This window comes from Micromonospora sp. NPDC047548 (assembly GCF_040642975.1).
GTDB lineage: Bacteria > Actinomycetota > Actinomycetes > Mycobacteriales > Micromonosporaceae > Micromonospora.
Genome location: NZ_JBEYTI010000017.1, coordinates 38,753 through 52,335, shown reverse-complemented (window position 1 = coordinate 52,335; position 13,583 = coordinate 38,753). Strand labels below are relative to the sequence as shown.

The 13,583-nt window shown below is 74.4% G+C and carries 15 protein-coding genes; 7 read left to right on the top strand and 8 right to left on the bottom strand.

Annotation, left to right across the window (positions count from 1 at the left end):
• Positions 1-24: 24 nt before the first annotated feature.
• The 3 genes from ABZ807_RS18945 to ABZ807_RS18935 all read right to left on the bottom strand — a co-directional run bounded on the left by ABZ807_RS18945 (position 25) and on the right by ABZ807_RS18935 (position 962).
• Positions 25-444 carry a PIN domain nuclease gene (locus tag ABZ807_RS18945; RefSeq protein ID WP_357159239.1) on the bottom strand — a complete coding sequence of 140 codons (420 nt, stop codon included), beginning with the start codon at positions 442-444 and terminating at the stop codon, positions 25-27.
• Positions 444-698 (bottom strand): type II toxin-antitoxin system VapB family antitoxin, encoded by a 255-nt coding sequence (locus ABZ807_RS18940; RefSeq protein WP_357159236.1) that lies wholly within the window; start codon positions 696-698, stop codon positions 444-446. The genes ABZ807_RS18945 and ABZ807_RS18940 overlap by 1 nt, the downstream gene beginning before the upstream one ends.
• A gap of 63 nt (positions 699-761) precedes the next feature.
• Positions 762-962 carry a DNA repair protein gene (locus ABZ807_RS18935; protein ID WP_357159233.1) on the bottom strand — a complete coding sequence of 67 codons (201 nt, stop codon included), beginning with the start codon at positions 960-962 and terminating at the stop codon, positions 762-764.
• Positions 963-1,183: 221 nt separating this feature from the next.
• Here ABZ807_RS18935 and ABZ807_RS18930 point away from each other — a divergent pair, with 221 nt between their 5' ends.
• Positions 1,184-1,846 (top strand): GNAT family N-acetyltransferase, encoded by a 663-nt coding sequence (locus ABZ807_RS18930; RefSeq protein ID WP_357159230.1) that lies wholly within the window; start codon positions 1,184-1,186, stop codon positions 1,844-1,846.
• A gap of 30 nt (positions 1,847-1,876) precedes the next feature.
• Here ABZ807_RS18930 and ABZ807_RS18925 read toward each other — a convergent pair whose 3' ends face one another.
• Entirely contained in the window at positions 1,877-3,328 is a 1,452-nt protein-coding gene (locus ABZ807_RS18925; protein WP_357159227.1) for a glycoside hydrolase family 3 N-terminal domain-containing protein, read from the bottom strand.
• A 151-nt stretch (positions 3,329-3,479) separates the two neighbouring features.
• Here ABZ807_RS18925 and ABZ807_RS18920 point away from each other — a divergent pair, with 151 nt between their 5' ends.
• On the top strand, positions 3,480-4,655 hold the full coding sequence (locus ABZ807_RS18920) for an ROK family transcriptional regulator (protein WP_357159224.1): 1,176 nt from the start codon (positions 3,480-3,482) through the stop codon (positions 4,653-4,655).
• A gap of 134 nt (positions 4,656-4,789) precedes the next feature.
• On the opposite strand, the gene ABZ807_RS18915 is transcribed toward ABZ807_RS18920, so the two are convergent.
• Complete coding sequence (locus tag ABZ807_RS18915; protein ID WP_357159221.1) at positions 4,790-5,803, bottom strand: ABC transporter permease subunit; 1,014 nt, start codon at positions 5,801-5,803, stop codon at positions 4,790-4,792.
• Positions 5,800-6,819 carry an ABC transporter ATP-binding protein gene (locus ABZ807_RS18910; protein ID WP_357159218.1) on the bottom strand — a complete coding sequence of 340 codons (1,020 nt, stop codon included), beginning with the start codon at positions 6,817-6,819 and terminating at the stop codon, positions 5,800-5,802. The genes ABZ807_RS18915 and ABZ807_RS18910 overlap by 4 nt, the downstream gene beginning before the upstream one ends.
• 75 nt (positions 6,820-6,894) lie before the next feature.
• Here ABZ807_RS18910 and ABZ807_RS18905 point away from each other — a divergent pair, with 75 nt between their 5' ends.
• Together ABZ807_RS18905 and ABZ807_RS18900 are read left to right on the top strand one after the other, a co-directional pair.
• On the top strand, positions 6,895-7,794 hold the full coding sequence (locus tag ABZ807_RS18905) for an ABC transporter ATP-binding protein (protein ID WP_357159215.1): 900 nt from the start codon (positions 6,895-6,897) through the stop codon (positions 7,792-7,794).
• 80 nt (positions 7,795-7,874) lie between these two features.
• A complete protein-coding gene (locus ABZ807_RS18900; protein ID WP_357159212.1) occupies positions 7,875-8,777 on the top strand; it encodes a ribokinase in 903 nt (300 codons plus the stop codon).
• Between the two features lie 86 nt (positions 8,778-8,863).
• On the opposite strand, the gene ABZ807_RS18895 is transcribed toward ABZ807_RS18900, so the two are convergent.
• Complete coding sequence (locus tag ABZ807_RS18895; RefSeq protein ID WP_357159209.1) at positions 8,864-9,346, bottom strand: DUF6232 family protein; 483 nt, start codon at positions 9,344-9,346, stop codon at positions 8,864-8,866.
• Between the two features lie 451 nt (positions 9,347-9,797).
• Here ABZ807_RS18895 and ABZ807_RS18890 point away from each other — a divergent pair, with 451 nt between their 5' ends.
• Positions 9,798-10,199: a nuclear transport factor 2 family protein gene (locus ABZ807_RS18890; protein ID WP_357159206.1), complete on the top strand. Its 402-nt coding sequence runs from the start codon at positions 9,798-9,800 to the stop codon at positions 10,197-10,199.
• Positions 10,200-10,415: 216 nt separating this feature from the next.
• Here the strand turns inward: ABZ807_RS18890 and ABZ807_RS18885 are convergent, their stop codons facing one another.
• Complete coding sequence (locus tag ABZ807_RS18885) at positions 10,416-10,910, bottom strand: DUF6232 family protein (RefSeq protein WP_357159203.1); 495 nt, start codon at positions 10,908-10,910, stop codon at positions 10,416-10,418.
• Between the two features lie 97 nt (positions 10,911-11,007).
• Here ABZ807_RS18885 and ABZ807_RS18880 point away from each other — a divergent pair, with 97 nt between their 5' ends.
• A complete protein-coding gene (locus tag ABZ807_RS18880) occupies positions 11,008-11,781 on the top strand; it encodes an enoyl-CoA hydratase-related protein (protein ID WP_357159200.1) in 774 nt (257 codons plus the stop codon).
• 115 nt (positions 11,782-11,896) lie between these two features.
• On the top strand, positions 11,897-13,519 hold the full coding sequence (locus ABZ807_RS18875) for an acetolactate synthase (RefSeq protein ID WP_357159197.1): 1,623 nt from the start codon (positions 11,897-11,899) through the stop codon (positions 13,517-13,519).
• Positions 13,520-13,583: the final 64 nt, after the last annotated feature.

Here is a 13,583-nt window from a genome sequence, read left to right as displayed (position 1 = left end):
TGTCGCCGCTTCCCCGCCTACCGGTCAGAGGCTGCCCTTGGGCGCCACCCATTCCATCGGCTGGCCGGTGAGTGCGGCGATCCGGTCGTAGTCGGCGTCGTAGTGCAGGACGGTGGCTCCGTGGTCCTCGGCGGTGGCCGCGATGATCAGGTCGGGTAGCGCGAAGTTCCGGTGCTGGCTGTCGGCGGCGAGCATGCGGTGGACGGCCGACGCGCGGTCCATGGCCGCGGTGGTGACATCCATCCACCGGTGGCCGTGCAGCGCCTGCCAGAGGATCTCGTATCCCTTGGGATGTGGCGCGTTGTTGAGGTATTCCAGGGTGGTCAGCTGGCAGGCGGCCAGGCGTCCCTCCGTGAGCAGGCCCTCGAACCGGCGCCGGACCGCCGGATGGCGGCCCTGCAACACGTAGACCGAGGTGTCGGCCAGGTAGATCGTTCCGGCCATCACGCGGCCTCGGCGTCGCGAGCGTCCTCCGCGAGTCGGCTCAGGTCGCGGCCGCCGTGATGGCGCCAGGCTTCGCCGGACCCGCTGAAGTCCATTTCCACCTGGTCGAAGGCGGCGACGATGTCGCGCGCCTGCCTGCGTACGGCGAAGGCGTGCAAGGCGGCGTTGATGGTGGCGACCTTGGTGTCCGTCCCGAGCGCCTCGCGGGCGGCATCGAGCCAATCGTCGTTCACGTCAACCGTGATGCGCGTCATGCGTCCGACGATACATCAGGGCCGCCAACATCAACCCACCATGGCGGACGTGATCTTGGTGCGTCAGCGGGCGGTGAGGCCGCGCCGGGAGGAGACCCCGGCGGGCAGCCTGTTGAGGTCACCCCAGGAGAGCGGGGCATTCACCCCGCGCCCGGTCCGCGCCTCCCGGTACGGCGGTTGGGCCGGAAACTGCCCGGCGGCCTCGGCCGCCCGCCAGATCCTCGCGGTCTCCTGCTGGTGCCGGTCATTCGGCTGATTCGGCATGACCATTACCGTCCCAAAGAAAGTTGTACATGTATGGAAACGAATATGACGCCCGATCGATGTGCAAGGTTCCCGTGCATCGGTGTTCTTCCCTATGTGTACCCGGACGACCGGATCTTCAACCGGCCCGGCCACGGCCGAACGGGACGCCGCGCCGGCCGGCGCGGCGTACGGTGATCACGACGAGGTGGTCGTACCCGAGCGGGCGAGGGAGGTGTCCGGTGCTCGACCGCCGGCTCTACCTGCACCTGGTCACCTGGCTGGGCCAGTGGCCGGCCGGCCCCGGCCTGAACGTCGTCGGCTCCCGCAGGCGCGGGCGGCCGGCCTGGGACGGGCGGCTGCGCCCGGCCGTCGCCGTGCAGGCCGCCGGCGGCACCGTGCTCTCGGTGCCGCCGGAGCGGGTCGAGGCGATCCGCGCGCTGGCCCGCGGGCCGGAGGCCGAGCTGTTCGCGGCGCTGCCCGCCGCGGTCGGCCAGCCGGACTGGGTGCTGGCCGACGACGCCTTCCGGTGGTGCCTCGCACCGGCCCCGCTGCCGGAGGTGGGGGAGTGGGTCGCGCCGACCGACCCGGCGTTCCCCTCCTGGCTGCGCCTGTTCGACCGGGAGGTGCTGGTGGTCCGGGACGCCGACGGCGGCTACCTGGCCGGAGTGGGGATCAAGCGGCACGACGCGTACGGGCACGAGCTGGCGGTGGAGACGGCGCCGGCCGCGCGCGGCCGGGGGCTGGCCCGCCGGCTGGTCGCCCGGGCCGCCCGCCGGGTGCTCGACGAGGGTGCCGTCCCGACCTACCGGCACGACCCGGCCAACGTCGCCTCGGCCCGGGTCGCCGAGGCGGCCGGCTTCCCGGACCGGGGCTGGCGGTCGTACGGCGTCTATCCCCGCTGACCGTTGGCCGGCGCCCGGCCGCGCCCGGTCTCAGCCGGCCAGGCCGAGCGCCTCCGCCGCCGCCCGGCCGTTGGCGTGGCTGGCCCCGTAGGTGGTGACGAAGGCGCGTGCGCCGGCCGGCCGCCAGCGCCCCGGCCAGCCCATCTCGACCACGGTCACCGGGTACGCGGCGGCCAGCGCGTCGACCAGCTCGGCGGCGCCGGGCAGCCGGTGCAGGTGCCGCCCGACCAGCACGATCGGCCGGCCGTCGGCGAGCCGCCCCAGCGTGGCGGCATCGGTCTCGTTGGCGACGACACGTACCTCCTGCAGGCCGGCCAGGTGCGGGCCCAGGCCCCACGGCACCCGGCCCTCGGCGATGGTGGAGGCGGCGTGCAGCTGCACCACCAGCGGGCGGTCCAGCCCGGCGACGTCGCCCTCGACGCGGACCGCCCGGCGCGCGGCGGCGTACCCGAGGTCGGCGGACGTGGCCGACGGGGCGCCGGCGGCCCGGGTCCAGGCGGCGAGCGCGGCGGCACGGCCGGCCGCCTCGTCGACCCGGGCGCGGTCCAGCCGGCCGTCGCCGATCGCCGCGACGATCTCGCCGGCCACGTGCTCGACCAGCGCGGCGTCGACCTTCGCGCCGATGCAGAGCAGGTCCGCGCCGGCGGCCAGCGCACGCACGGCGGCCCGCCCGACCCCGCCGGCGGCCAGCGCGGCGCCCTGCATCTCCAGCGCGTCGGTGATCACCGTGCCGGTGAAGCCGTACTCGCCGCGGAGCAGGTCGACCAGGACGGCCCGGCTGAACGTGGCCGGCCCGTCCCCGGTGAGCGCCGGCACCCGGATGTGCGCGGTCATGACCGCCCGGGTGCCCGCCTCGACGACCGCCGCGAAGGGCGGCAGGTCGCGCTCGCGCAGCAGGGCCGGGGACACGTCGACGGTGGGCAGTTCGTGGTGCGAGTCGGCGACGGTGGCGCCGTGGCCGGGGAAGTGCTTGGCGCAGGCGGCGACGCCGACCGACTGGAGGCCCTCGACGGCGGCGGCGGAATGCGCGGCGACCCGGGCCGGGTCGGCGCCGAACGAGCGGGTGCCGATCACCGGGTTCTCGTCGGCGGTGTTGACGTCGACGGTGGGGGCCAGGTTGACGGTGACGCCGAGGGCGGCCAGTTCGGTGCCGATGGCCGCGTAGACCCGGCGGGTGAGCGCGGTGTCGTCGACGGCGCCGAGCGCGGCGTTGCCCGGGTACGGGCTACCGGTGGCGTGCGCCAGCCGGGTGACGTCGCCGCCCTCCTCGTCGATGGCGATCAGCACGTCCGGCCGGCCGGCGCGCAGCGCCGCGGTGCTCGCGGCCACCTGCGCCGGGCCATGGATGTTGGTGCCGAAGAGGGTGTGCCCGGCCAGCCCCTCGGCGACCAGGTCGACGGCCCAGTCCGGCGGCACCGGCCCCGGGTACGCGGCGAGCAGCGTGCCCAGCGCGAGCCGGCGCAGTCCTGGATCCAGCCCCACGTGACTCCCCCTTCGGTGCCGGACGGCACGAGTGTCGCACCGGGAGCGGTCGGTCGTCCGAGCCTCCGGTGCGGGGTGGCCGATACGCTACGGGCACCCGTCTGCAGGTCGATTGGGTCGGCAAAGTTTTACGGAAATCAGAGGACGTGGCATGAGTGCGACCCGGCTGCCCGGCACCCCCCGCCTGTTACGGGCGCTCAACGATCGTGCGGCACTGGAACTACTGCTCGAACGCGGCCCGCTGACCCGGGCCCGGCTCGGCGAGCTGACCGGCCTGTCCAAGGTCACCGCCTCGCAGCTGGTGGAGCGGCTGGAGGAGCGCGGGCTGGTCACCCGGGTCGGTGAGCAGGCCGGCGGGCGGGGCCCGAACGCCCAGCTCTACGCGGTGCGCCCGGGCAGCGCGCACGTGGTCGGCGTCGATGTCGGAGCGGAACGGGTGGTGGCGGCCTGCGCCGACATCACCGGGGCGGTCATCGGCCGGGTCGAGCAGTCCACCCGGGACACCGATGACCCGGTCGGCGTGGTGCACAACGCGGTGGTGCGGGCGGCGAGCAGCGCTGGCGCGGAGCTGTCCAGCGTACGGCGGGTGGTGCTGGGCACCCCCGGCCTGGTGGACCCGGGCACCGGCGACATCACCTTCGCCTTCAACCTGCCGCGCTGGCACCGCGGCCTGCTCGCCGCGCTCCGCGAGGACCTGCACACGCCGGTGGTCTTCGAGAACGACGTCAACCTCGCGGCCGTCGCCGAGGCGCAGTCCGGCGCGGCCCACGGGCTGGCGGACTTCGTGCTGGTCTGGGTGGGTGCCGGCGTCGGCCTGGCGATAATGCTCGGCGGGCGGCTGCACCACGGCAGCAGCGGCGCCGCCGGCGAGATCGGCTACCTGCCGGTGCCCGGGGTGCCGATCCCGCGGGACGTCTCCCGCCGGGCCAAGCCGGCGTTCCAGCAGCTCGCCGGGGCGGACGCGGTCCGGGCGGTGGCCCGCGAGCACGGCTTCGACTCCGGCGACGCGGCCGACGCGGTACGCGCCGCCATCGCCGCCGGCACGGCCGGCGGTCCGATGCTCGACGAGCTGGCCCGGCGCCTGGCCCTCGGCGTGGCCAGCACCTGCGTGGTGCTGGACCCGCCGCTGGTGGTGCTCGCCGGCGAGGTCGGCCAGGCCGGCGGGGCGGCGCTGGCGGATCGGGTGCAGCACGAGGTCGCCGCGATCACGCTGGTCCGGCCCCGGGTGCTGCCGACCGGGCTGACCGAGGAGCCGATCCTGCGGGGCGCGCTGCGCACGGCGCTGGACGCCGTCCGGGACGAGGTCTTCGGGTCGACCGTCGGCTGACGTCCCTCGCCGTACGCCACCCGTCATTGAAGGAATTCTTCACCACCGGCCCTGCCCCGGCAAGATCCTGCCGAGGTCGGGCCGGTGGTGGGTGCGCCGTGCCGCGGCCATCGAACGCCCCGGCACGGCGCCGGTCAGATCAGGTCACGCCGGCGGAACACCGCGAACGCCGCCGCCGTCACCGTGCCGGCGAGAGCCAGCAGCACCAGCAGCGCCGGAGCCCAGGTGATCGTGTACATGCTGTCGCAGTAGCCGAAACCGGACCAGTTCTGGCAGGCCCGGTTGTCGTAGAGCTCGAGCCGGCCGGTCAGCCAGGCACCCACGTAGGTCATGAGCATCAGCTGGTCCGGGCGGGCCACGTCGAGGATCTGGAACACCAGCCGCGCGCCCAGCTCCCAGACCACCGCGTACGCGGCAACGGCACCGAGCGCCGCCGCAGTGTGCCGGCCCAGCGTGGCGATGCCGAAGCCGAGCGCGGAGGCGAGCAGCACCAGCACCAGCCCCCGCCCGTAGATGCCGCCCAGGTCCTGCCAGAACGCCGCGTCCAGATGGCCCGGTAGCCCGGCGGTCTGCGCGATCGTCCAGAACGTGCCCAGGTAGACCATCGTGGCCACCACCGACAGCAGCGCCACCACCCCGAGCAGCGTGCCCAGCTTCGCGCCGAGCACGGTGAGCCGGCGCGGCCGCCACAGCAGCAGGTTGACCACCCCGCCGGAGTTCAGGTCGGCGCCGATGTAGGAGGCCCCGACCAGGAAACCGAAGAGCAACAGGAAGGCGATCAGGAAGTACAGCAGCGGTTCCGCCTGCTGGCCGAAGACGAAGACGTTGCTGAGGTAGTCGGCGACCACCGGCAGGCGCTCCTGCAGGGCCGGGTCCAGCTCGCTGCAGTCGGCCGGGAGGTAGGTGGTCCCGTCGACCGGCAGCTCGCCCGCCTTGACCTTCAGGCAGCGCTGGTGGTCGGCCTCCATGCTGCGGATCGCCGCGGAGACCTGGGCCTGGGCCTCGGCCACCTCCCTCGCCGACGGCTGGTGCGAGTCGACCAGGGTGGTCGCCGCGGTGATGGCGAAGGCCAGTGCCAGCAGCACCACCATCAGCTGGACGAAACGGCGGGCGGCGAGCCGCTCCAGTTCGGCGCGGACGAGGTTCACGCGTCCACCCCCCGGCCGGCGGTGGCGTCGAGGTCGATCATCGGTTCGGCGGGTCCCTCCCCGGGCAGGGCGGCCTCGCCCACCTGCCGCGGCAGTGTCGGATGCGGTGCGGTGCCGGTCAGTTCCAGGAAGACGCTCTCCAGGTCGGGGCGGATCGGGGTCAGCTCGCGCACCCAGAGCCCCTGCTCGCCCAGCGTGCGGGCGATCAGCTCGGGGTCGTCCGTGCCGGCGACCACCAGCAGCCCCTCGTGGCCGCTGACCGCCAGGCCCGCCGCCCCCAGCAGCTCGGCGGCCCGGTCCGGTTCGGCCACCCGTACCTGCCACTCGTGCTGGTCGTACCCGGCCAGCACCTCCGCCACCGGGCCCGCCGCCACCTGGCGACCCTGGGAGATGATCGTCACGTGGTCGCAGATCAGCTGGATCTCGGCCAGGATGTGGCTGGAGACCAGCACCGTCACTCCCGCCTCGGCCAGCGACCGCATCAGGTCCCGCATCTCCCGGATGCCCGCCGGGTCCAGCCCGTTCGCCGGCTCGTCCAGGATCAGCAGCTCCGGATCCTTGAGCAGGGCGGAGGCGACGGCCAGGCGCTGCTTCATGCCCAGCGAGTAGCCCTTGACCCGGTCGTGGCCCCGGTCGTGCAGCCCGACCTGCTCCAGCACCTCGTCGACCCGGGCGGTCGGTACCCCGCCGGCCCGCGCGAGCAGCCGCAGCGTGCGGTGACCGGTGAAGTTGCCGAAGAACTGTGGGCTCTCCACGATCGCGCCGACCCGCCCGGTCACCCGGGCCAGCTGCTGCGGCGCGGGGGCGCCGAGCACACTCATCCGGCCGCTGTCGGCGCTCACCAGACCGAGCAGCGCGCGCAGGGTGGTGGTCTTGCCGGAGCCGTTCGGGCCGAGGAAGCCGTGCACCTGCCCGGCCTCGACCAGCATGTCGAAACCGTCCACCGCGACCCGACGCCCCTGCCTGAGGGTGTGGAACGTCTTGCGCAGCCCCTCGATCTCGATGACCGCGCTCATCCGCGGCGCTCCTGACCTCGATCGGGCATGACACGTCCTCCGGATGTGGTGACCAACGACACAGCGCCCCACCCTATGGCTGCGGCGTCGGCCGTGGGGGGCACCCCGCGGGCTGCGTGGTTGGATGGAGCGGTGACTGGTGACCCGATCCCCGCCGCCGCCGGCGCCCCCGCCGCCCCCGCACCCGTGGACGCGGATCTGGTGGTCAGTCTCGACGGCGTCGGCGTCAAGCGCTCCGGCACCGCGCTGCTGCACGACGTGGACTGGCGGGTCGAGCTCGACGAGCGCTGGGTCGTCCTCGGCCCCAACGGCGCGGGCAAGACCACCCTGCTCAACCTCGCCGCCGGCCGGCTGCACCCGACCAGCGGGACGGCGCACGTGCTCGGCGAGCGGATCGGCCGCACCGACGTCAACGAGCTGCGGATGCGGATCGGGCTCTCCACCGCCGCCCTGGCCGAGCGGGTCCCCGCCGAGGAGCGGGTCAGCGACGTGGTGGTCACCGCCGCCTGGTCGGTGGTCGGCCGGTGGCGGGAGAGCTACGACCGCACCGACGAGTCGCGGGCCCGCGCCCTGCTCGGGCAGCTGGGCGTCGGCCACCTCGCCGACCGGGCGTACGGGACCCTCTCCGAGGGCGAGCGCAAGCGGGTCCAGATCGCCCGCGCCCTGATGACCGACCCCGAGCTGCTGCTGCTCGACGAGCCGGCCGCCGGGCTCGACCTGGGTGGGCGTGAGGACCTGGTGGCCCGGCTGGCCGAGCTGGCGTACGACCCGGACGCCCCCGCCCTCGTCCTGGTCACCCACCACGTCGAGGAGATCCCGCCGGGCTTCACCCACGCGCTGCTGCTGCGCGAGGGCGGGGTGGTCGCGCAGGGGCTGCTCGCCGAGACGCTCACTGGTGACAACCTCTCCAAGACCTTCGGCCTGCCGCTGGTGGTCGAGCGGCGCGGCGGGCGGTACACCGCCCGGGCCGCCTGAGCCGGCGCTCCGCCCCTGCCGGCCCCTGGGGGCGGCTGGTCCTAGACTCGCCGCATCGTGCAGGTCGACAGGAGGTCGTGGTGCGGCAGACCCGGGTCGTCGTGGTGGGCAGCGCGAACATGGACCTCGTCGGCATCGGCCCGGCGCTGCCCCGGCCGGGGGAGACCGTGCTCGGCAGCGACTTCGTGACGGTGCCCGGCGGCAAGGGCGCCAACCAGGCGATCGCCGCGGTCCGCGCCGGCGCGTCCTGCGCCTTCCTCGGCGCGATCGGCTCGGACGCGTTCGGCGTCACCCTGCGCGCCCGGATCACCGCCGCGGGGGTGGACACCGGCCAGCTGCGGGTGGTCTACGGCGCGTCCGGGGTGGCGCTGGTCATGGTCAACGCGGCCGGGGACAACGCCATCCTGGTGACTCCCGGCGCCAACGCCGCCTTCGCCGGCCTCACCGGCGGCGAGCTGGACGTCGTACGCGAGGCGGACGTGCTGGTCGCGCAGCTGGAGATCCCGGTCGAGACGGTGACCGCGGCGGCGGTGGCGGCCCGCGAGGCCGGCACCCGGGTCATCCTCAACGCGGCGCCGGCCCGGCGGGTGCCGGCCGAGCTGCTGGCCGCGGTGGATCTGCTGGTGGTCAACGAGCCGGAGGCGCAGGCGCTCACCGGCCGCGGCCGGGAGGAGCCGCGGGCGCTGCTGGAGCTGGTGCCCCGCGCGGTGCTGACCCTGGGTGGCGAGGGCGCCTGGTACGGCGACCGGGACGGCACGGCCGGGTACGTGCCGGCGGTCGAGGTGGACGTGGTCGACACCACCGCCGCCGGCGACGCCTTCACCGCCGCGCTCGCCGTGGCCTGGGGCGAGGGCCGGGAGGTGCTGGACGCCGTCTGTTGGGCGGCGGCGGCCGGCGCGGCCTGCGTACGCCGGCTCGGTGCCTCGGTGGCGCTGCCCCGCCGGGACGAGATCGACGCGCTGTACGCTCCGCTGCCCGCCTGACCCGGCGGCGCGGCATGCCGAGGCCCGGGATGCCGGCGACGGCGTCCGCCTCGGCGACGGCTCGGCCACCCGTGCGCGACGAGCGGTCATCGGTGCTCTCCCTGCTGCTCGACGGCGCGCTGCACGGCCCGGTAGATCTGCCCGAACCGCAACGCGTCCGGGGTGCGCACCAGCATCACCTCCTGCCCGTGGTGCTGCACCCACAGCTCGTGCACCCGGTTGCCACGCTCGTAGGAGCGGTCCAGCCAGCCCAGCGGCAGCTCCAGGAACGGGGTCAGGGCCAGCGCGCCGACCGTGCAGCCGGCCAGGATGACCAGCGCCAGCTTCCAGTTGCCCCGGTCCTGTGCCGACCAGACCAGCGAGACCACGCAGACCAGCGCCACCAGCGGCGGCAGGGAGAGCAGCAACACCAGCACACCCCGGCCCAGCACCCGGCCCCGGACGGCCATCGTCGTCGCCCCCCGCGCGTGCCAGACGTACGTCACGTCGGCGATCCGGATCGCGTGCCCACCGGCCCGGATCGACTCCGAGGTCACCTGGACCGTGTCGTCCCGGTAATAGAGGGTCATCACTAACCCTAACCATCCGTCGGTAGCCTGCGCCCCGCCGTGCCGGTCCCTCCGGCCGGCGCTCCCGGCCGCTGGCGGGTGCGGTCCCCGGATGCTATGGAGCTGATGACGTCAACGACTCGCCCCGGCTTCCGTGTGCTGTCCGGCGCGGCGCTCTCCGCGCGGCGCTCTCCGCGCGGCGCTCTCCGCGCGGCTTTTGCGCGGCGCCCGGCCTGGCGTCCTCCGCGCAATGCCCGACGCGCCCTCTGCGCGGTTCCCGGCCCGGCCCCTGGGCGGTTCGATGCGGCGAGTTGCCGGAGTGGGGTCCGCTGCGGCTGAGTCGTTTGCGACATCAGCTCCAAAGGCGCCGGCAGAGGGGTCCGCACCGCGCGGCCGGGAACCTGGCGCGGTCACCGGATCGGGGACCCGGCGGGACGGCGGGGGACCGCCGGGCGGCGTACCGTGCGGCCGCATGGGGGACACCGAGCGCAACGTCGAGACCGTCCGCCGCTACCTGCGCACCTTCGTCACCAAAGACCTGGCCGAGCTGCGCGAGGTGGTCGACGAGGACGTGCAGATCTACGGCTCCGGCGCGGTCGTGCGGGGCCGGCACTTCGTCGAGGCGGCGGTCGCCTCGCCGGGGTTGACGGTGCTCGACCAAGGGATTCAGGAACTCTTCGCGGCCGGGGACCGGGTGGTCGTCGCGCTGGCGCAGACCTACCGGCGGGACGCCACCGGCGCGACGGCCGTGCAGAGCGTCTGCAAGATGTACCGGCTGGCCGGCGGTCGGATCGTCGAGTTCTGGGGCGAGCAGGATCTCTACGGCCTGCTTCGCGGGTTGGAGATGTTGCCCGACGCGCCGATCGAGTTCTGAGAGGGCATCTCATCCAGGTCTGGTCTGATACACGCTGGTTGGTGCCCTGCTGGTCGCCCGCAGCGCCGCCCGTGCCGCAATCGCTTCCCATTCAGCCCGTGATCGTTGGCGGCCCAGCTGTAGTCGCCCCGGCGTGTCGACTAGCTCAGCTGCCAACGTTCCAGTCGTAGACGGGCGCCATCCTGACGCGACCATCAACCCGAAACAGACACACCATCACGTACCTGAACGGGATGCCCTCTGAGGGCCGGGCGCGGGCCGGGTGGCCTCCATCGCCCGCTGCACCGCCCGGTAGACCTGCCGGAAGCGCAGCGCGTCGCCGGTGCGCAGCAGCAGCACCGGCCGGCCCCGCCAGCGGGCCCACATCTCCCACTGCCGGCTGCCCCGGGCGTAGGACCGGTCGAGGTGCTCGAAGAGGAAGTCGGCGAGCGGGCCGACGGCGAGCCCGACCAGCACCGATACACCCACGATGGCGATGGTGACGGTCAGCGAGTGGTGCAGCCAGACGGCCAGCGCCACGCCCAGCACGGCGGCGACCAGCGGGCCGGCCAGGGCCGCGCCGAGGGCGCCGCGCCCGGCCAGCGCCCGCCACGAGCGGCTGCCCCGGTGGTGCCAGACCATGCCGATTTCGGCGAGCGGGAAGGTCCGTCCGTCCACCCGGATCGCGGCGGAGGTGACCTGCACCGACCTGTCGTCGTAGTACGTGATCATCGTGGCACTCCCGGCGGCGGGGCTGACACCAGCCTACGTACCCCAACGACCGGGCCGTAAGGTTGGCACGCGACTTCGACGAGGAAGTGAGGGCAGCGTGAGCGAGTTCGTGCGGCTGGAGACCAGGGACGGCATCGGCACCATCCGGCTGGAGCGGCCGCCGATGAACGCGCTCAACACCCAGGTGCAGGAGGAGTTGCGCGCCGCCGCCGCGGCGGCCACCGCCGACGCGAGCGTCCGCGCCGTCATCGTGTACGGCGGGGAGAAGGTCTTCGCCGCCGGCGCGGACATCAAGGAGATGGCCGACATGTCCTACGTGGACATGGCGGAGCGGGCCGCGGACCTGTCCAGCGCGCTCGGCGCGATCGCCCGGATCCCCAAGCCGGTGGTCGCCGCGATCACTGGGTACGCCCTCGGCGGCGGCTGCGAGCTGGCCCTGGCCTGCGACTGGCGGGTGGTGGCCGAGGATGCCAAGCTCGGCCAGCCGGAGATCAAGCTTGGCATCATCCCCGGCGCCGGCGGCACCCAGCGACTGGCCCGCCTGGTCGGCCCGGCCCGCGCCAAGGACCTGATCATGTCCGGCCGGATGGTGGACGCCCAGGAGGCGCTGCGGATCGGCCTGGCCGACCGGGTCGCCCCGGCCGCGCAGGTCTACGACACGGCCGTCGAGCTGGTGACCCCGTACCTGACGGGCCCGGTGCAGGCGTTGCGCGCGGCGAAGCTCGCCGTCGACGGCGGCCTCGACATGGACCTGAACTCCGGTCTGGCCTGGGAGAGCCAGCTCTTCGCGGCGCTCTTCGCCACCGACGACCGGCGCGAGGGCATGGCGGCGTTCGTGGCGAAGCGCAAGCCGGACTTCACCGGCCGCTGAGCCCCGGTCGGGGCCGGCGACCCGCCCGGTCGTCCGGCCCCGAACCGAGAAGTGTTCACATCCTCCGTACCGGCCAGTAACGTGTGACCCCGGTCAGCAGACGAGGGGAGCGGCGATGACGGAACGGGTCGAGGGTCACGGCGGGGAGCTGGCGCTGGCGGCGCTGCGCGCCAACGGCGTACGGGAGATGTTCACCCTCTCCGGCGGGCACGTCTTCCCGCTCTACGACGCCGCGCACAAGCACGGGTTCCCGATCTACGACGTCCGGCACGAGCAGTCGGCCGTCTTCGCCGCCGAGGCGGTGGCCAAGCTCCAGCGCCGCCCCGGCCTGGCCGTGCTCACCGCCGGCCCCGGCGTCACCAACGGCGTCTCCGGGCTGACCAGCGCGTGGTTCAATGCCTCCCCGGTGCTGGTGCTCGGCGGGCGGGCGCCCCAGTTCCGCTGGGGCTCGGGCAGCCTCCAGGAGATGGACCACCTGCCGTTGGTCGCCCCGGTCACCAAGCACGCCGAGACGGTGTTCAGCGCCGACGACATCCCGCGCGCCGTCACCGCCGCGCTCACCGCGGCGCTCACCCCGCACCGGGGCCCGGTCTTCCTCGACTTCCCGCTGGAGGCGGTCTTCTCCGTCGGCGACGCCGACCTGCCCGCGCCGGCCGCCGTCGCGCCGGTCGAACCGGACCCGGACGAGGTCGCCGCCGCCGGTCGCCTGATCCTGGGCGCGCAGCGCCCGGTCATCATCGCCGGCTCCGACGTGTACGCCGGGGACGCCGTCGCCGCTCTGCGCGAGGCCGCCGAGGCGCTCGGGGTGCCGGTCTTCACCAACGGCATGGGGCGCGGCGCGCTGCCGCCGGAGCACCCGCTCGCCTTCGCCAAGGCCCGGCGGGTCGCCCTGAAGGGCGCCGACGTGGTCGTCGTCATCGGCACCCCGCTGGACTTCCGGCTCAGCTTCGGCGACTTCGGCGACGCGGCGGTCGTGCACATCGTCGACGCCCCCAGCCAGCGGGCCACCCACGTCCAGCCCGCCGCCAGCCCCGCCGGCGACCTGCGGCTGATCCTCTCCGCAGTGGCCGGGCAGACCGGCGACCGGGTCGACCACGCCGACTGGATCGCCGGCCTGCGCGCCGCCGAGGACGCCGCGAAGGCCCGCGACGCCGAGGAGATGGCCGCCGACACCGACCCGATCCGGCCCGCCCGGGTCTACGGCGAGCTGCGCCGGGTGCTCGCCGCCGACGCGATCACCATCGGCGACGGCGGCGACTTCGTCTCGTACGCCGGCCGTTACCTGGAGCCGGCGCAGCCCGGCACCTGGCTCGACCCCGGCCCGTACGGGTGCCTCGGCACCGGCATGGGCTACGCGATGGGGGCTCGGGTCAGCCACCCGGACCGGCAGATCTGCGTGCTGATGGGCGACGGTGCCGCCGGTTTCTCGTTGATGGACGTGGAGTCCCTGGTCCGGCAGAAGCTCCCGGTGGTCATCGTGGTCGGTAACAACGGCATCTGGGGGCTGGAGAAGCACCCGATGCGGGCCATGTACGGCTACGACGTCGCCGCCGATCTCCAGCCGGAGCTGCGCTACGACAAGGTGGTCGAGGCGCTCGGCGGGGCCGGCGAGACGGTGGCCAAGGCGGCCGACCTCGGGCCGGCCCTGGCCCGCGCCTTCGATGCCGGGGTGCCGTACCTGGTCAACGTGCTCACCGACCCGGCCGACGCGTACCCCCGCTCGTCGAACCTGGCCTGACCACGACGCCGCGACCGCCGCCGCCGGCTGACCGGCGGCGGCGGTCGCGTTCTGTCAACAGCAA